Source organism: Solitalea lacus (genome assembly GCF_022014595.1).
Lineage (GTDB): Bacteria > Bacteroidota > Bacteroidia > Sphingobacteriales > Sphingobacteriaceae > Solitalea > Solitalea lacus.
This window is the reverse complement of record NZ_CP091740.1, coordinates 149,207-168,521: the sequence shown is the minus strand read 5'-3', so window position 1 is coordinate 168,521 and position 19,315 is coordinate 149,207. Positions and strand designations below refer to the sequence as shown.

The 19,315-nt window shown below is 38.6% G+C and carries 11 protein-coding genes; 10 read left to right on the top strand and 1 reads right to left on the bottom strand.

Annotated elements, in window-relative coordinates; translation table 11 throughout:
- Window positions 1-26: 26 nt before the first annotated feature.
- The 8 genes from L2B55_RS00675 (at window position 27) to L2B55_RS00640 (ending at window position 13,187) form a co-directional block, all read left to right on the top strand.
- Complete coding sequence (locus L2B55_RS00675; RefSeq protein ID WP_237848351.1) at window positions 27-527, top strand: lipid-binding protein; 501 nt, start codon at window positions 27-29, stop codon at window positions 525-527.
- An 818-nt stretch (window positions 528-1,345) separates the two neighbouring features.
- Entirely contained in the window at window positions 1,346-4,552 is a 3,207-nt protein-coding gene (locus tag L2B55_RS00670; RefSeq protein ID WP_237848350.1) for a SusC/RagA family TonB-linked outer membrane protein, read from the top strand.
- An 11-nt stretch (window positions 4,553-4,563) separates the two neighbouring features.
- On the top strand, window positions 4,564-6,084 hold the full coding sequence (locus L2B55_RS00665) for a SusD/RagB family nutrient-binding outer membrane lipoprotein (RefSeq protein ID WP_237848349.1): 1,521 nt from the start codon (window positions 4,564-4,566) through the stop codon (window positions 6,082-6,084).
- A gap of 17 nt (window positions 6,085-6,101) precedes the next feature.
- Window positions 6,102-6,671 carry a lipid-binding protein gene (locus tag L2B55_RS00660; protein ID WP_237848348.1) on the top strand — a complete coding sequence of 190 codons (570 nt, stop codon included), beginning with the start codon at window positions 6,102-6,104 and terminating at the stop codon, window positions 6,669-6,671.
- A 567-nt stretch (window positions 6,672-7,238) separates the two neighbouring features.
- The gene (locus L2B55_RS00655) at window positions 7,239-10,445 is read left to right on the top strand and encodes a SusC/RagA family TonB-linked outer membrane protein (RefSeq protein WP_237848347.1); all 3,207 of its coding nucleotides are present in this window, start codon (window positions 7,239-7,241) and stop codon (window positions 10,443-10,445) included.
- Between the two features lie 17 nt (window positions 10,446-10,462).
- Window positions 10,463-11,968: a SusD/RagB family nutrient-binding outer membrane lipoprotein gene (locus L2B55_RS00650; protein WP_237848346.1), complete on the top strand. Its 1,506-nt coding sequence runs from the start codon at window positions 10,463-10,465 to the stop codon at window positions 11,966-11,968.
- Window positions 11,969-11,979: 11 nt separating this feature from the next.
- Window positions 11,980-12,636: a DUF5011 domain-containing protein gene (locus L2B55_RS00645; RefSeq protein WP_237848345.1), complete on the top strand. Its 657-nt coding sequence runs from the start codon at window positions 11,980-11,982 to the stop codon at window positions 12,634-12,636.
- Between the two features lie 11 nt (window positions 12,637-12,647).
- Window positions 12,648-13,187 carry a lipid-binding protein gene (locus tag L2B55_RS00640; protein ID WP_237848344.1) on the top strand — a complete coding sequence of 180 codons (540 nt, stop codon included), beginning with the start codon at window positions 12,648-12,650 and terminating at the stop codon, window positions 13,185-13,187.
- 66 nt (window positions 13,188-13,253) lie between these two features.
- On the opposite strand, the gene L2B55_RS00635 is transcribed toward L2B55_RS00640, so the two are convergent.
- Complete coding sequence (locus L2B55_RS00635; RefSeq protein WP_237848343.1) at window positions 13,254-14,159, bottom strand: S66 peptidase family protein; 906 nt, start codon at window positions 14,157-14,159, stop codon at window positions 13,254-13,256.
- A gap of 170 nt (window positions 14,160-14,329) precedes the next feature.
- Between L2B55_RS00635 and metG the strand changes: the two genes are divergently transcribed.
- Window positions 14,330-16,441 carry a methionine--tRNA ligase gene (gene metG / locus L2B55_RS00630; RefSeq protein ID WP_237848342.1) on the top strand — a complete coding sequence of 704 codons (2,112 nt, stop codon included), beginning with the start codon at window positions 14,330-14,332 and terminating at the stop codon, window positions 16,439-16,441.
- Between the two features lie 467 nt (window positions 16,442-16,908).
- Window positions 16,909-19,269 carry a TonB-dependent receptor gene (locus L2B55_RS00625; protein ID WP_237848341.1) on the top strand — a complete coding sequence of 787 codons (2,361 nt, stop codon included), beginning with the start codon at window positions 16,909-16,911 and terminating at the stop codon, window positions 19,267-19,269.
- Window positions 19,270-19,315: the final 46 nt, after the last annotated feature.

The following is a 19,315-nucleotide window of genomic DNA, read 5'->3' as shown; positions in this document are numbered from 1 at the left end:
TATACAAATTGGTAAGCTAAAAAGTTATGAATATTAAGAAAACTATATATATATTTTTGGCGGTAGTTACCCTTGGGGCAACTGCCTGCGAGACTCTACCTGAGCCAGAAGTGAAGTATTCGCCGGTATGGCCAATCGCTGGGGAGTGGAAAGTAAAAATTAAAGATGAAGCAGTGGGAACAAGTTCCGGTTTAACTATCTTGCGTACGTATAATACTTCTGCAAACTCCACTGACTCTGTATGGGTAAGAGTGGGAACTTCGCAAGGATATGCATTGCTAGGAAAATCTGCTTGTAATGTAACTGCTAAAACATTTTCCGTTCAAAACGGTATTAACGTGGCCAATGCTAACTCGGATAAGTTCAGTGTTTTAGAAGGAAAAGTTTTGCCTGGTATGGCAAAAGTTCCAAGCGAATCAGTTACAGATAGTGTTTACATGCGTTATCAGGTAACCAGTAAAGCAGGAATAACTAAAGTTTATATTGCTACTGGTTATAGAAGAACTGGTTTTTCTGAAGACGAATAGTCATTAGATCATTTTATGGAAATTCAATATTCTAATCTTCCTGATAAAACTTATATCTTTTTGGTCATCAGCGCAGTAGATGCTCCTGCCGATGAACCTAAATATTAATAGGATATTTGAATGTTGAAACATCCTGGATTGGATGACACTTTTTATAGATCGAAATAGTCCTTGTCAGTTTATATTGGCAAGGACTATTTTTGTTTTTAATGAATATGCTGCTTCGGTAATAGATGAAAGTATTTTCAGATCCTACAAAAGTCCATTATTAATACCACCTGGAGTAAGGCTGGTTGTTTCGCTTGTTTTAAAATTAAAGTGGAGGAATTAGGTTTTTGAGAGCTCAATATTCTGGAGAAAGTTGTCAGTAAGTTCAAATATTTTCACTTATTTCTCAAAATTAGGAGTCGACAATGCTTGGTACGCTAATTTTTCGCACCTAATTGTACACTAACAACCAATTTTACCATCCTTTTACAAAAATCAAATTCAGTATTTTTTCCTAAATAGAAATAAATATTCTTTTAAGTAATGTTTATTTATAAAAAGCAAGCGTTTATTGTAAAAAAAAAGATACAATCCGTTTTTGTTGGTAACAAATTAGACATGAAAAATCATTATTTGATGTTTATACATATATAAATTTCATTTTGAATATGAGATAAAAACCTATTTATGTTGGTTTTATTGCTGTTTGATAGAGCTGGTGTAAAATAATATTTGGTTTTTTAGCTATATTTCAATTGTAACAAATTTGTCTCAATTGATTTTGAATCTTTAAAAGTTACAGATAGTTTAGTGGCCTTAAAATTTAAATTATGAAGAAAAGGTTACTCTATTTCATGGCAGTATTGCTACTTGTAGCAAATGCGGCCGTGGCACAGAATCGTACAATTACCGGTACGGTTACTGACAAAACAGACGGGGGCCCAATCCCCGGAGCGAGCATCCTTGTAAAAGGAAGCTCTATTGGTGCACAGACCAATATTGAAGGTAAGTACTCTATTGCAATTCCACAAGGAAGTACTTTGGTATTCAAATTTGTTGGTTACACTACAAAAGAGGTTACTGTTGGTGCAAGTACCACTGTTAACGTGTCTCTTGAGCAAGATTCTAAACAATTAGGAGAAGTTGTTGTAACGGCTTTAGGTATTTCTCGTGATAAGAAAGCCTTAGGTTATTCGGCAAACTCCATTTCAAAGGAGGAGTTAACCAAAGCAGCTCCTGTGAGTATGATGGATGGACTGCAAGGCAAAGTTGCTGGTGCTGAAATTTCATCACAGTCTGGTGCGCCTGGAGCTTCATCAAAAGTTGTGCTTCGTGGCTATGCCTCATTAACCGGCAATAATCAGCCTCTTTATGTTGTTGACGGTGTTCCTATTAATAACAGCGCTTCATCGAGTGCTTTGGGCGTTGCTGCGGGCTCTTCTACCAGCACTTCTGTTTCACGTACAACTGACTTTGGTAACGGCTCTAATGATATCAACCCTAATGATATTGAATCAATGTCAATTCTTAAAGGGGCAGCTGCAACTTCACTTTATGGTTCACGTGCAGCGTCTGGTGTAATCATTATTACTACTAAAAGTGGTAAAGCTGGTAAAACCAAAGTTGACTTTACGTCCTCATCAACCTTCACTGATGTATTATTTACTCCTACCCTGCAATCTCTATATGGACAAGGCTGGGATGGTTCATTCGATAGCCAAGAAAACGGTTCTTGGGGGCCTAAATTGGATGGATTAAATCGTCCTTGGGGAAATACCGTAGGAGGAGTTCGTTTAAGCAAACCTTTCTCAGCAAACACAAATCGTTTTAGAGATTTTTATACTACTGGTCATGAGCTAAATAACTCAATTGCAATTAGTGGTGGAACTGAGAAAAACTCTTTTTACCTGTCATATGGTAATATTGGCAGCGACGGTATTATTCCAACAGATGTTGATTCATATAATCGCAATACAGTTGCTTTAAGAGGATCAACCATGTTGGGAGGATTAAAGGCTACTGCATCATTAAACTACGTTAACCGTGGAGCTAAAGCAGTAAGTACCGGTCAGGGAACAAATACTGGTGCTACTTTGTTCCAGGAGTTGATCCAAATTCCGGTAGACATAAACATCAATTCAATTAAGGATTACACTAACCCTTATAATGATGTGAATAGCTACTTTACTCCATATGCTCAAAACCCATATTTCACCATTAATGAAAATGGTAATGATTTCTCTTCAGAACGTTTTTATGGAAATACGGGTTTAGATTACAAATTTGCTAACTGGTTATCAGCTACCTGGAAGTTAGGTTTAGATGTTACCAATTCTAAGTTGAAGGACTGGCAAGCGGTGGCTGCTCCAAAGGTAGGGTCTGCTAATGCAAGTAAAAAACCTTTTGTTGGGGGAGTTCAGGAGAACAATGATTATCGTAAAGAAATCAACACAGACTTGATGTTGAACTTTGATCAAAAATTAAGCACAAACTTCTCTCTTAATGGTTTAGTGGGTTTCAACGTGAATCAGCGTGATGCTCGTGTGGTTAATACCCGTATCGAAGGCTTGATTCTTGACGGTTTCTATGATCTTTCGAACTCGGCCAATGCTCCAGCAGCTACATCGTTTTATTCTAAACGTCGTATGGTAGGTGCATATGCTCAGGCTAACTTGTCATTTAAGGATTATTTGTATTTGACAATTAATGCCCGTAACGATTGGTCATCAACATTACCAAAAGACAATAACTCATTCTTTTATCCTGGTGCAAACTTAGGTTTTGTAATTACTGATGCATTTAAGAGTTTGCAAGGACCTGCACTTTCATTTGCAAAAGTTCGTGCAAGTATTGGTAAAACCGGTAATGACGCTGGACCTTATTCAATCAGCAATTATTTGACTGCTGGTAGTGCGGCATTAGGTTTTGGTCAATTGACCTTCCCTATGAACGGTGTTGGTTCATTTGAAGTTAGCAATGTAATTGGCAATCCTACTTTACGTCCGGAATTAACAACAGAAATTGAATTAGGAGCTGATTTACGTTTCATCAATAATCGCCTAGGAGTGGATCTTGCATACTACGATAAGACTACAAAAGATCAAATCCTTGCTGTTCCTATTTCTGCAGGAAGTGGTTATACTTCAAGAATCACCAACTTCGGTAAAATTCAAAATAAAGGTATAGAGGTTGCATTGAATATTACGCCGATCAAAGGTCAACACTTTACTTGGGATGCAACTTACACTTATTCAAAAAACAACAATAAGGTTTTAGAATTGCCTAATAGCTTAAAAGAGGTTGTGTTGAATACTGCTTACGGTGTTGATATGGTTGCGATTGTAGGTCAACCGTTGGGTGTAATTAAAGGTCATGCAGCTAAAACCAATGATAAAGGTCAAGTAATTGTTAATCCAACTACAGGTCTTCCTTTGGTTGCTCAAGATAAAGTGGCTTACGGCGATATCAACCGTAAATTCTCTATGGGCTTGGTTAACAGATTTACTTATGATAACTGGGCACTTGGATTTTCATTCGATTTCCGTAAAGGAGGTTTAATGTACTCTTACACGTCTCGTTTGAATGATTTCGTAGGAAACTCAGTACGTACAACGTTTAATGACCGTCGTCCGTTCTTGGTTCCAAACTCGGTAAATGAAGTGATCGGGGCAGATGGTAAAGTTAGCGGTTACGTAGAAAACACTACTGCGGTTAATATGGCAAATATTGGTGACTACTTTAACCAAACTAATAATAACAGCATGTCAAGAGAGCAGGTAATTGATAAATCATTTATCAAAATGCGTGATATCACATTAAGCTACCAATTCCCTAAATCATTAGTAGGTGCAATTAAAGCTGATAATGCTTCTCTTTCTGTATTTGGACGTAATTTATTTGTATGGGTTCCAAAGGAAAACTCATTCATTGATCCAGAGGTTTCGACCTTTAGCAATGACTTAGCGGGTGAATTTGGTGAGTTTGGAGGTGGACCAAGCGTACGTTCGTTTGGTGTGTCATTAAAAGTTGGTTTTTAATTTAGATAAACATGAAGAAAAGATTTTTATATAAATCAACCTTATTGTTGTCGACAGCAGTATTGCTTTCTACAACTTCTTGCCAGGATTTTCTGGATGTAAATAAGGATCCTAGTAATCCAGAAGTTAGTCAAGGACAACCTGTTTCAGTGTTCCCGGCTGCAGTTGCTTCTACAGCAGGAACTGTGGGAGCTCAATATGCTATCGTGGGTGGTATTTGGAGTCAATATTGGACTCAAAGTGCTGTAGCGAATCAGTTTAAAGATATCGATTCATTCAACTTAACTGCGTCAAGCTTGAATCCTTCTTTTGATGAAGTATATTCTGGTGCATTGAATGATTATCAATTCGTTATTAATAAATCTGAAGCTACGGGCGACTGGTTTTATTATTTAGCTGCTACGGTAATGAAAGCCTACACTTTGCAGGTAATGGTTGACCTTTATGATAAAGTTCCATATTCAGAAGCATTTAAAGGGTTGGATAACTTAACACCTAAGTATGATGACGGGGATAAAGTTTATGCAGGTTTGATTGCTGAATTGGATAATGCGTTATCAAAAGATTTCACAGCAGCAACAAACTCTACTCCTGGAGTGCGTGATATTGTATTTAGTGGTAGTGTTGATAAATGGAAAGCTTTTGCAAAGACATTAAAACTTAAGATGTATTTGCGCATGATCAATGCTAAACCTGCTGAAGCACAAGCCGGAATCGCTAAGTTATACGCTGACGGTGTTGCTTTCCTAACAAGCGATGCTGCAATGGGGGCCTCAAATTTCCAGGATGCTCCAGATAAGTCAAATCCTTTGTTTGAGTATAACAATCGTCGTTTGAATACTACTACCAACTTGCGTGCAAGTACTACATTCATGTCTTGGTTGAAAGCAAATAATGATCCTCGTATCGCTAGTGTTTATAAGTTTGGAACTGCAGCTGCTGGAGCTCCAGCAATTACAACCTATTCTTCATTGAATCAAGGTGATTTTAACAACCTTCAGAGCACTGCAATAAGAAATGCCATTTCAATTGCTTACACTACACCATTGGCTCCGGTTCATTTCATCTCAGCTGCAGAGTCATATTTCCTACAAGCTGAAGCGATTGAGCGTTTAACTCCTGGAGATATAAAAGCGAAACAAGCATATGATAATGGTGTGAAAGCAGCATTTGCACAGTATAACCTTGATGGATCAAGCTTTATTGTTGCAGGTGGTAAGTATGAATATCCTACTGCTGGTACTTTTGAGCAGAAATTGGAAGCTATCATTACTCAGAAATGGGCGTCAATGCCGGGTTCTCATGCTATTGAAGCTTTCTTTGAAAAAAATCGTACCGGTTACCCTAAAACAAGTACAGTTTATTCAGATAACGCTGCTTATGTACCGGGACAATTCGTGTATCCTAAAGAAGGTGTAACACAAGGACTATTTGCTAAACGTTTGGTATTCTCTGACCGTGATCGTCAGCGTAACCCTAATGTACCGGCAATGGTTCCGGTTACAACCAAAGTATGGTGGGATGTTAAATAATATTAGGAGACAAAAAAATGTTGAAGAAATTTAAGTCAATAATAAATATGGCCCTGTTGCTTTCAGCCGCAGTAGCCATCACTTCTTGTGAAAAAGCTGAGAGTGATGCATTTGAGTACATATCTCCAGCAGGTAAACTAGCAGGCGAGTGGTTTGTTACCTTACGTGATGATGCCGGAGCTAATGCATTAACTGGCGTTAAGCCATATGCTAAGCTTATGACTTTTAATGATGTAAGTAAGAGTGATTCCTTATGGATTCAAACAATCAATATCAGTTATACAAACCCTGCCGATAAATTGTCTTACCCTACAACTTTTGCAACAAAAGCAGCGAAAGTAAAAACTATTGCAACTCCTGAAACAATGGGGTTCAGTATTGCAGCGGGTAAAAACATAGTGTCTGGAGCCACAAATACTATAACTATACTTAAGGCAAAAGTTTTATCAGGTCAAGGTAAGTCATTTGCTGGGAATACTGTAGATAGTATTTACATGGAAGTTCAATACTCTAATTTCCCAGGTAAAACGTATATCTTATCAGGTCATCAGCGTAGTGGATATCCTGCCGATGAGCCTAAATATTAATAGGATATTTGAACAATGAAGCGTCCAGAAATTGGATGACAATTTTTAAAAGATCAAAGCAGTCCTTGTCAGTTTTATATTGGCAAGGACTTTTTTATGTATCACGAAGTACTGTTTTTGAATGCTGCAGATGTTTAACCTCATTCTATTTATAAAGCTGGAATAGCGATTTTAATGAAGAAAAATCTACTATTAGTTGCTAAGTAGGACAATGATTAGTACAATCGCTGACAAATAAACGGAAGCTCAATCCCCGAGCATCCTCTAAAAGGAAGTATTCTTGATGGATGAAAACATCTTTCGTTTACTTTATATAACTCACATCAATCATTCTATTCTTAACTTATTGTAAATGAGAGGAGTTAATGTAACTTTTTTGAGGTTGAAAACTTGCAGTGATTACATTCTAAGTTATGAAAATGAGTTAAAAAGATACGGAAAGGCGATTTTATTGTTCAACCAACAAATTCTACTTAAATAAAATAAGAATAAATAATAATGCTGTAACAATTTGAATAAATAAGAGATTTTTTTTTATTAAATTGGGTATATCTAAATTATACTCTTATGAAGAAAAGTCTACTCTTAGTCGCCTGGCTATTGATGTATTCCATAGTTAGTGTGGCGCAAAACCGTACTATCACCGGTACGGTTACGGACAAACTTGATGGGCAACCCATCCCCGGCGCAAGTGTAATAGTTAAAGGCACAACACTTGGAACTCAAACAAACATTGATGGTAAATTTTCACTATCAATACCTACCGCAACAAAAACAATCCAGTTTTCTTACATCGGTTACAGAACGAGAGAAGTAACGTTAGGATCGGGAAGTGTGTATAATATTGCTATGGAACAAGATTCTAAGCAGTTAGGAGAGGTAGTGGTAACTGCTTTGGGCGTCGGTCGAGAAAAGAAATCATTGGGCTATTCAGCTACTAAGGTTTCCTCTGAAGAAATTAACAAGGCTGCTCCGGTAAACGTTATGAGTGGTTTGCAGGGAAAAGTGGCAGGCGTTGATATTTCTTCTACCGGGGGAGCCCCAGGAGGTTCAAGCAAGGTGGTGTTAAGGGGTTTTTCTTCCATTACTGGGAACAACCAGCCCTTGTTTGTTATTGATGGTGTTCCTGTCAATAATACCCGTGCGGGTGGAACTTCCACAACATTGACGCAAAACTATGATTTCGGAAACGGAATGAATGACATCAACCCTAATGATATTGAGAGTGTAAATATCCTTAAAGGTACAGCAGCATCGTCGCTGTATGGTTCAAGGGGGGCTAATGGAGTTGTTGTTATTACCACCAAAAAAGGCAAATCCGGAGCCCTTAAAGTTGATTTTACTTCTGCCGCTTCATTTACACAAATATCTTATGTTCCGGCAGTGCAAAAGAATTACGGACAAGGATGGGATGGTACATTCATCGTTTCTGAAAACGGAAGCTGGGGACCTACCATGGATGGAGTTGTTCGCCCTTGGGGAGCCGTAGTAGATAATACCCAAATGATTAAACCTTTCTCTTTTGTTGAAGACAACTTTAGAAATGCATTTGATACTGGAGGAGAATTTAATAACACAATTTCATTATCAGGTGGAGGGGAAAATGCTACTTTTTATCTTTCTTATGGTAACATAGCCAGTAATGGCATGTTACCCGGTGATAACGATTCGTACAAACGGAATAATTTTTCATTGAACGGTTCAACCAAATTTAAAAAATTTAAAGCTGGTGCAGGCTTTAATTATGTGGGTAAGAACCAAAAGTTTGTTGAAATAGGTCAGTCTCAAGGAGGTATAGGAGGTAGTTTCTATGAAGAAATTCTGCAAATTCCTGTAGATATACCTATTGAAGAGTTACAGGATTATAAGAATACCTACATGAATGTAGATAACTATTTTACTCCATTTGCAGAGAACCCTTATTATCCTTTAGCCGAAAACAGTTCCAACTTTAAAAGCAATAGGATTTATGGGGATATTAAACTCGAATACCAAGCCACCAACTGGCTTAGTTTAATGTTTCAACAAGGAGCCGATATTACAAATGCTACCAATAAAATTTGGCATGCTAAAAATGCGCCATCACCAGGAAGCTGGAATGATGGGGCCAATCCGGAAGGTGCACAGCGTCAAGCCGACGTGGGTAATGTGATGGAAGGGTCAGAAAAATATTTTGAATATGATTCTAAACTGCATGCCAATTTTGAAAGGGCCATTAATACTGATTTGGGCATTAGTGGATTGGTCGGTCTGGCCTATAATGACAGAGGATTCAGAACTTTATATACTTCCGTTGAAAACCTTACCATTCCGAATTTTTATGATGTTTCCAACTCCTTAAACCCTCCGGTAAGTACAGAACGCGAAAGCCACCGACGTTTAATAGGTTTGTATGGATCAGCAACTTTGGCTTATAAGAACTTTGCATATTTAACCCTTAGTGCCCGAAATGACTGGAGTTCTACCTTACCCGAAGGCGACAACAGCTTTTTCTACCCAAGCATAAGCGGAGCATTGGTGGTGTCAGATATGACGGATTTATCAAAGACTAATATCAATTTCCTTAAAATACGAGCCAGTTGGGGTCAAACAGGTAATGATGCAGCTCCTTATTCGATAAATAATATTTTGCGATCAGCAAATATTCCTGTTCGTGGAGGAGGGACCCTTATTACATTTCCAATTGCAGGTGTTCCAGGTTTTAGCATTGACAACACCTTACGAAACCCCCAACTGAAACCTGAAATTAGCACAGAAACAGAGTTGGGAGCCGAAATGAAATTTTTAGATAATCGCTTAGGGTTTGATTTTACTTATTACAACAAAGTTAGTAAGGATCAAATTCTGCCAATTGATGCGTCTCCTTCTTCAGGCTATAAGTTAAGGATTGTAAACTTCGGTAAGTTGAGAAATCGCGGTATAGAATTGGCCGTAAATGGTACACCGGTGAGAACTAAGGACTTTAATTGGGATATAGGCTATACATTTGCTCAGAACCGGAATGAAGTGTTAGAATTGCCTGAAGGATTAACCCAAATTGAGCTGGAGGATGCATATGATGCCAAGTTGTTAGCAAAAGTGGGTAAACCATTAGGTGTAATTACTGCCTCAGTTCCAAAGCTGGATCCTGAGGGGCGGATTATTGTAAACGCTGATAACGGTTATGCTGTACCTAATCAAACCGATGGTGAGTTTGGTACCACCCAACGTGATTTTACCATGGGATTAACCAATAGTCTATCTTATAAAGGCTTCACTTTGGGCTTTGTGTTTGATTGGCGTAAAGGAGGCGTGTTTTACTCAGGAACTGCCGATTTGTTAACTTTTACGGGGAATGCCTATCATACCACTTATAATGAACGCAAGCCGTTTATAATTCCTAATTCTGTTAATGAAATAGATAATGGTAACGGAACATTCAGTTATGTCGAAAACACAACTCCTATAACGGAAAATAACGTGGATGATTATTACTACCATACCAGTAATAAGGCATTGGCGTATTACAGCCGTATTTTTGACAGGTCTTTTATTAAACTACGTGAGGTAACACTTTCGTATCAACTTCCTGCTAAATGGTTGGGGTCAATTAAAGCTTCCGGCGCTTCTATTTCGGTATTTGGTCGCAATCTTTGGATGTGGTTGCCGGAAGAAAACAGGACAATTGACCCTGAGGTGTCGAACTTTGGAAATGATTTAACCAGTGAATTTGGCGAGTTTAGAACCGGTCCATCAACCCGCACGTTTGGTGCTTCCTTAAAAGTGTCGTTCTAACTTTAATATGAAAAACCATGAAAAGTATAATTGTCAATTATAAGTATCTACTTGTTGCTGTAGCCACTTTCTTTCTGGTGAGTTGCGACAGTATACTCGACGTTAATGAAGATCCCAACAACCCGAGTATAGATCAGGCTACTCCGGAGGTGCTTTTCCCGGCTGCTGTAATGTCGAGTGCCGGAATGATAGGGGGGCAATTAACCATTGTTGGTGGCATCTGGTCACAGTATTGGGCTCAGTCAGCGTTCTCTAATCAATACAAAGAAATTGATTCATATAACCTAACCCGTATAAATGAGGAAGTTAATCTTCCTTATGAAGAATTAATGGCTGGAGCTCTGGCCGACTACCATTTGGCCATACAAAAGGCACGTGAGCGGCAAGACTGGCGCTATAATTTAATGGCTGTGGTAATGAAGGCCTATACCTATCAGGTATTAGTCGACTTGTTTGACCAGGTACCTTTTTCAGAATCTTTCCAAGGAGCGGGTAATTTGCAGCCTAAGTTTGAAGATGGTTACACTATTTACAAAGCCCTATTAGCCGAAATTGACGACGCACTATCGCAGGATTATAAAAGCCACCCTTTAGATGCCAGTCAACAAAGTACAGATTTTATTTTCCACGGGAACATGAATAAATGGGAACAGTTTGCCAATACGCTAAAATTAAAAATGTATTTACGCATGGTAAACGCTAAACCTGCCGAGGCTGAAGCAGGCATCAGAGCCTTGTACCAGACAGGAGGTAACTTCCTTGCTGAAAGTGCAGGAGTAACGGCTTTCGTTAATCAACCGGATAGAAGTAATCCATTTTATGAATATAACATCCGAAGGTTAAATACAACCACCAATATAAGAGCAAGTATGACATTTGCAAGTTGGTTAATTTTAAATAACGATCCTCGTTCGCTTTCTTACTTCGGCACAATGAGTCCCATTGGGATTCATCAAGGTGACTTTAACGCTACCCAACAGCAGCAACCAAGCTATAACAATGCTACTGTATTCCGTCAAGCTGCCACCGATCCGGTATGGTTTATTTCACTCGCCGAATCAAACTTTATGCAAGCCGAGGCTCTCGAACGTTACTTTGGAGGAGCCGGCGCCAAAGGAAAATATGATGCAGGAGTAACCGCGGCATTCGCGCAGTTTGGTCTTTCTCCAGGTAATTTTATCACTACAGGGCCTTATGTGTATCCTACAGGTAATTTTGAGCAGAAATTAGAGGCTATTATAGTGCAAAAATGGGCTTCCTTCCCAGGATCCCATGCACTGGAGGCATTTTTTGAACAGAACAGGACAGGGTACCCAAAAATTAGTCCAGTTTATTCAGCAATTCCTGGAGGAGGAACAGGCCTTAATGAAGACTATATTCCCGGACAGTGGGTATATGCTAAAAATGGGTTTACTCAAGGCAGGTTTCCTAAGCGTTTCGTTTTTCCTGATTATGAACAAACGCGTAATGTCAATACACCTGCTGAGGTTCCTATTACAACTAACGTATGGTGGGCTAAATAATTTGGTATATTATGAAAAGATATATAAACTTAATCGTATTTATTGCTTGCATTTGTGTCTCTTCATGTAAGGAATACGATACAAACTATCCGGAAGGATATGTTGGCAGCTCTAAGGTAACTTCATATCCGATTCTTACATTAAACGGAGATAGGTACGTGGCTCTGGTTAACGGAGGAACCTTTACTGATCCCGGGGCAACTGCTACGGAGGGAGGTCAAGATGTGCCTGTCACTGTTTCAGGAACGGTTGACCCTTCAAAACCTGGAGTTTACACGCTTACTTATACAGCTGTAAATAGTGATGGATTTTCAGCTTCAATAAACAGAACTGTTGTTGTGGCCACAGTTGATGCCAGTGCTATTAATAATGATTTTTCTGGACGTTATGCAAGGTCAACCAATGCATCTGTAGCTGTTTGGACAAAGATTGCACCAGGTGTTTATACTGTATTTAATCCAGGAGGAGCTCCCGGAACCAATTTAACAGTTGTTGCTTGGAACACAACAGGGTTTAATGTGGAGATTCCTCCGCAAGCCGCCAGTGATGGATCCCCAACCAGCTCTGCGGATGAAACCTCCAACATGAATGCAACACCTGCAAATTACACATGGGTTATTGTTAATCCGGGCTATGGAACCGCACCTAGAACATTTACTAAAATTTAATCCACAGAAAAATGAAAACATTTAAGTTATTATATAATAAAGTGCTACTTGTGATCATGATCACAATGCTATTTAGCTCTTGTGAGCGGGATAATCCTGATCCGGGAGGCACTGCAACAGAAAACATGGCTGGAGAGTGGTGGGTGCAATGGGATGGATTGCCGGGGGTTTATTTTCATTTTGCAACCTATAATACATCGGCTAATAGTTCATCTGAAATGTGGCTCGATGATCAGGGGACTTTTTGGTCGTTTAATGGTTCTGCAATGAAAGGAAAAGTAAATATTAATATAAGTGATCTAACATTTTCTGGAGCTAATATATCTAGCGATGATCCTGCTTTTGTTACAAGACCTCGCCCTGGTTTTCCGAGTGTCCCAATCACTTTTACAATTACTGAAGGAAAGATAATAAAGGGAGGAACAAAGGGACCGGTTACCGGAAAGCAAACAGATTCAATTTATTTTAAGGCAGAGTTCTCTGATGATCCGGGAACTATTTACATTCTCTCCGGCTATGCAAGAACTCGTTTCTCGGAAGATGATCATTAAGAGTTTCTTATAAAGCAAGGAGGCTGTCTCCTGTGTTTGCATTGTCAAATGTAGGAGACAGCCTCTTTATGCTCTTTGCATAAAGCTTACGTGTTCTCCAACCCTTAGTATTGCCTTTTCACCCAATTTAATGGCGCGATTGTCTGCAAAGTGCCCTGCAGGAAAACCGAAACAAACCGGATAATCATAATCTTTTACTTTCTCCCATACAATTTCTTCATAGCTCATCCCAAACGGAATTTCATTATCCTGTAGTTGAGTAAATCCGCCAATAATTAATCCTGCCAAATGTTGTAATTTGCCCGATCGCTTTAGGTTCCAAAACATACGATCAATATTATATAACCATTCTTCAACTTCTTCTATAAACAAAATCTTGCCATAAACATCAATCTCAGAAACTGAATTTTGAATAGCATACAATAAAGAAAGATTGCCCCCCACGACCACCGCCTCGGCGCTTCCTTTGCGCGTAAATGGTGAATCAATTTTAAAGGAGTAGCTGATTTCTTCTCCAAATAAGGCCTTTCGCAAGGAATCAATAGCTTCTGGTGTTTTATTATCAATAACAACCGGCATGGATGCGTGCAGGGTCGGGATTTCGAACATGCTGTTAATGTGCGAATGTAGGACAGTTACATCGCTAAAGCCAACCAGCCATTTAGGGGTTCTTTCAAGCCCAGAAAAGTCTATTTTGTCAATCATGCGAACAGTGCCATAGCCTCCCCGTGCACAAACAATGGCTTTTATTTCAGGATCATTGAAAAAATCGCTAAGGTTTTGTGCTCTTAAGTCATCATTTCCACCGAAAATATGCCATTCCTGGCCCACAGTAGCTCCTAGTTTTACTTTTAGCCCCCAGCTTTCAAATAGGTTAATAGCTGGCTGCAGTTGTTCAGTGTTTACATAACGGGCTGTACATAAAATGCCAACAGTGTCGCCAGGTTGTAAATACGGTGGAATTTTGTTCATGAGGCAAAGATGTAAAATAGTGTTGAGATGTTATTTACGGCCTGTGATATTCTTCTCCATTTGTTCATTACTAATTTGGAGCCAGATATATTATCTTTGCCGCTTAAATTTATGAGAAAGTGGAATGTCACATTTTCTCAATCTCAAATCTCATTTCTCAAATCTATAGAATGAAAGAATTCAAAAGATATACGGTTACATCAGCTTTACCATATACTAATGGTCCTGTTCATATTGGTCACTTAGCCGGAGCGTATTTGCCAGCGGATATTTACGTACGTTATCTGCGTTCAAAGGGGAAAGAAGTGGTTTTCATTTGCGGATCAGATGAGCATGGAGTGCCAATTACTATTAAGGCGAAAGCTGAAGGTGTTACCCCTCAGCAAGTAGTTGATAAGTATCATAAGATTATTGGTGATTCATTCCGTGACTTTGGTATTTCTTTCGATATCTATCACCGCACTTCTTCACAAACTCATCATGAGACCTCTGCAGATTTCTTTAAAAAACTCTATGACAAAGGTGAGTTTATTGTGGAAGAAACTGAGCAGTACTTTGATGAGAAAGCACAACAGTTTTTGGCAGATCGTTACATTACGGGTTCTTGTCCTAAATGCGGTTACGATAAGGCATATGGAGATCAATGTGAAAGCTGCGGATCAACACTAAATGCTAATGAGCTTGTTAATCCAAAATCTACCTTAAGTGGTGAGCCTCCGGTTTTAAAATCAACCAAACACTGGTACTTACCGCTGGATAAATATCAACCACAATTGGAAAAATACATTTTGGAAGACCACCAGAATTGGAAACCCAATGTGTTTGGGCAATGTAAATCATGGTTGGCTCAAGGCTTGCAACCACGTGCAGTAACACGTGATTTGGAATGGGGAGTACCTGTTCCGGTAGAAGGAGCAGAAGGGAAAGTGTTATATGTATGGTTTGATGCTCCTATTGGGTATATCTCAGCTACAAAAGAGTTGTTTAAATCGAAAGAGGCTAGTTATCCTGAGGCTAAAAAGGAAGAATATTACCTGAATGTTCGTAAACCGCAATCTGGAGCAACAGACTGGGAGGAACATTGGAAGTCTGAAGATACTAAATTGGTTCACTTTATTGGGAAAGATAATATTGTGTTTCATTGTTTAATTTTCCCTGCTATGTTAATGGCTGATGGAACTTATACTTTAGCTGAAGATGTTCCGGCTAATGAGTTCTTGAATTTGGAAAACAATAAAATTTCAACCTCTCGCAATTGGGCTGTTTGGTTAAATGATTACTTGGTTGACTTTAAAGACAAGCAGGATGTATTGCGTTATGTGTTGTGTTCAACATTCCCTGAAACTAAAGACAATGACTTCACTTGGAAAGATTACCAAGCGCGCAATAACAATGAATTGGTAGCCATTTTCGGAAACTTTATTAACCGTGTTGCGGTATTAACACATAAGTATTATGGTGGTAAGGTTCCTGCTTTGGGGGCTTTGACTGATTTTGATAAGGAGGTTATTGAAGAGCTGAAAAGTTATCCTGCCAAAATCGGCGCTTCTGTTGAAGCATATCGTTTCCGTGAGGCCTTGCAAGAGTTTATGAATCTTGCCCGACTTGGAAATAAGTATTTAGCTGATACAGAACCATGGAAATTAATTAAAACTGATGAAGAGCGTGTTAAGACGATCATGAACATTGGTTTACAGATAGCTGCTAACCTTGCGGTTTTGGCTGAACCGTTTATTCCATTTAGTGCTAAAAAGTTGGCCGCAATGCTTAATCTTACTGAAACAGCCTGGGATAAAACTGGAGGTGTTGATTTATTGGTTGAAGGGCATCAGATTGCAGAAGCTACACTACTGTTTGAAAAGGTAGAGGATATTGTAATTGAACAACAACTGCAAAAGTTAGAGGCGTCAAAAACGGCTAATGCGGCAGCTGCACAACCAGTAACTCCTGCTAAGGAAAACATTACGTTTGATGAGTTTTCTAAAATGGATATTCGGGTAGGAACTATTTTAACAGCTGAGAAAGTTGCCAAAACCAAAAAGTTGTTAAAACTTACAATTGACACGGGTATTGATCAACGTACAGTTGTTTCGGGTATCGCTGAACACTTTGAACCTGAAAATATTATTGGGCAACAGGTAAGTATTTTGGTGAATTTGGCCCCAAGAGAGATCAAAGGGATTGAATCGCAAGGCATGATTTTAATGGCCGAAAATGCTGATGGGAAACTGTGTTTTATTAATCCTTCTGCCAAGGTTAAGGAAGGTAGTAAAGTGTCCTAAATTTTCATCAATATAACACGTAGTTTACTGAGTTTTAGTATAAGTAACTATTTTAAAGTATTGTTTTTGAATACAAATTTGAAGATGCCGAATCATTTTAATGGTTCGGCATCTTTTTTGTCATTCCTATTAAAAAATGCCGGCTAATTATAATTATGTTCTTACGAATGCATAATTAATGTACAAACGCAACACCTTTCATTGGTCTGTAAATGAAAAATAACAAGGACTAATGCTAGATCATTAAGCGGCTTTCCTACCATCTCATATTGTTCAATCTTATTTCCAGAATGTTTCGCGGTCAATTATTACTCAATAATAAATGACCCTGGATTGCTATTCTCTGAATCCTACAGTTTAATAGTTGCTTAGCTCTTTATTACTCTGTTGCAGGCTCTATTGCGGGAGAGTTGATTCATGTGATTAGCATTGAAATGTTATAGTTCACTACCTAAAAAAGCTAACATATGAAACGCGTTTTACTGATTTATACTTTACTATTCATTAGTCAGTATGTGCTTGGTCAGCAACTTACTCAAAGCGTTAGGGGGAAAGTAGTTGGAAAAGAGTTGCAAGATCCTTTGTCAAATCTAATAGTACAATTAGTAAATGCCCAGCTGACAACTGTAACAGCTGCTGACGGAAGCTTCAGATTCTCAGCAGTTCCACTTGGACGGTATACTTTAAAAGTTAGTTCTGTAGGATATAAATCTGTTGTAATGCCCGATATTATTGTTAATTCGAGCAAAGAAGTAGTACTTCAAGTTGAAATGGAGCAAAAAGTGATTGACTTAGATGAAACAACTGTTACTGCTGAAAAATGGAGAAAGGATAACCGGATGTCATCCATGGGTGAGGCTACTCCACTCAGTTCACATGAATTTAATGTACAAGAAGTGAACAAGTTTGCCGGAAGTTTAGGAGATCCAGTTCGGATGATAACCAATAACCCTGGAGTAGTGGGGCTTGAAGATAAAAGGAATGATATTTCGGTTAGAGGGAATTCGCCAATGGGCTTGCTTTGGAGATTGGATGGCGTGGATATTCCTAATCCGAATCATTTAGGAGGTGTGACCAATGGCGGGGGTATTAGTATACTTAATACAAATGTACTGGCAAACTCCAGCTTTTATACAGGTGCATTCTCGGCTGAATTTGGAAATGCTACATCAAGTGTTTTTGATTTGAAAATGAGAAATGGGAATGATGAAAAGTATGAATTCATAAGTCAGGTAGGATTTACAGGCTTAGAAGCAGGGATAGAGGGGCCGATAAGTAAGAAAAACAAATCATCATTTCTACTTAATTATAGGTATTCAACATTAGATGCATTGAACTCATTAGGCTTAAAGTTTGGTGTTGCTGCCATTCCTAAGTATCAGGATGTGTCTTTTAAACTGCATTTTCCAGTTAACTCAACTTCATCGGTTTCTGTATTTGGAATAGGGGGGAGTAGTGATTTGTCCATGTTAGATAGTAAACCACAGACAGGAAGCAATAAAACAATTCAAACTTCGGGGGAGGACTTGTATTATGGGTTTAAGATGGGTGCACTGGGCTTAGTGTACCTAAAAAGCTTTCAGAACAACAGTTGCATGCGACTCAGTTTATCTTCAACCATTCAAAGACCCGATTACTCGATCGATTCGGTGAGCTCTAGTTTAGTTCCCTTTCATGACGAATATTTTGCTTCACAAGAAATGCGGACAAGCTTGCAGGGTAGCTGGAGCAAAAAGTGGAATAGCCACTGGAGCGCACGAACAGGAGTTGTTGCAAGCAGAATTGATTTTAAAGCCAATAACAAGCTTTATAAAAACGATGGAGTCGCATATGCAAGAACATATAACTCTAATGCTCAAACCTATTTTATGCAGGCTTTTTTAGAATTGAAGCACAAGCCTACTGAGCGATTAACATTTATTTATGGAGGGCATTGGCAACAACTTTTCCTGAATAATAACCTTTCTATCGAGCCCAGAATTTCTGTGATATGGGGTGTAAATAGCAATAGCGCACTAAGCCTAGGAGTGGGACTTCATAGTCAAATGCAGCCAATGATGGTGTACTTCCGCAAAATTGTCAATACTGAACGTATGACTAATCGAAATCTTGATTTTAACAAAAGCCTACATATGGTTATTGGCTATGATTGGTCATTGAGCCGAAATTGGCGGATGAAAGCCGAAAGTTATTATCAACATTTATATCAAATTCCAGTGCACAGTAAGTTCCCTGCTTTTTCTTTAATAAATCAAGGAGAAAAGGGTGTGTTTGATTTTGAGGAAAGCCTGAAAAACACCGGAACAGGAAGAAATTATGGAGTTGAGCTTTCTCTTGAGAAAATCTACAATAAAAACGTTTATTTTCTGTTTACATCATCATTATATAATTCGTTATATACACCAAGTGATGGAAAAGAGAGGAGCACCGTATTTAATGGGAACTATATATTTAATGCTTTAGGCGGTTATGAAGCACTAATAGGAGCTAGGGGAAACAAGAAATTGGCAATGGATGTTAAAATTACCTATGCAGGAGGGAAACGATATAGCCCATTGAACATGTCATTATCTGAGCAGGCTCATGCCGCAGTGTATGATGATAATCAGATGTACTCGAGGAAGCTTAAGGATTATTTTCGCACAGATGTTAAAGTTTCTCTTAGGATAAATGGGCTAAAAGTCTCTCAAGAGTGGTTAGTGGCAGCCCAAAATGTGTTTAACACCCAAAACCCCTTTGAGCAAACGTATAATAAAGCAGCAAATAACATAAAAACGGAATATCAGTTAGGATTAATACCAGTATTCGGATTTAAGATTGAATTTTAATAATGATTACTGATTAGGTTTAAGTCATTAATAGATACATTCCTAA

Coding starts and splice junctions, on each gene's coding strand:
- L2B55_RS00675 (WP_237848351.1), top strand. CDS start 27: ATGAATATTAAGAAAACTATATATATATTTTTGGCGGTAGTTACCCTT.
- L2B55_RS00670 (WP_237848350.1), top strand. CDS start 1,346: ATGAAGAAAAGGTTACTCTATTTCATGGCAGTATTGCTACTTGTAGCA.
- L2B55_RS00665 (WP_237848349.1), top strand. CDS start 4,564: ATGAAGAAAAGATTTTTATATAAATCAACCTTATTGTTGTCGACAGCA.
- L2B55_RS00660 (WP_237848348.1), top strand. CDS start 6,102: ATGTTGAAGAAATTTAAGTCAATAATAAATATGGCCCTGTTGCTTTCA.
- L2B55_RS00655 (WP_237848347.1), top strand. CDS start 7,239: ATGAAGAAAAGTCTACTCTTAGTCGCCTGGCTATTGATGTATTCCATA.
- L2B55_RS00650 (WP_237848346.1), top strand. CDS start 10,463: ATGAAAAGTATAATTGTCAATTATAAGTATCTACTTGTTGCTGTAGCC.
- L2B55_RS00645 (WP_237848345.1), top strand. CDS start 11,980: ATGAAAAGATATATAAACTTAATCGTATTTATTGCTTGCATTTGTGTC.
- L2B55_RS00640 (WP_237848344.1), top strand. CDS start 12,648: ATGAAAACATTTAAGTTATTATATAATAAAGTGCTACTTGTGATCATG.
- L2B55_RS00635 (WP_237848343.1), bottom strand. CDS start 14,159: ATGAACAAAATTCCACCGTATTTACAACCTGGCGACACTGTTGGCATT.
- metG (WP_237848342.1), top strand. CDS start 14,330: ATGAAAGAATTCAAAAGATATACGGTTACATCAGCTTTACCATATACT.
- L2B55_RS00625 (WP_237848341.1), top strand. CDS start 16,909: ATGAAACGCGTTTTACTGATTTATACTTTACTATTCATTAGTCAGTAT.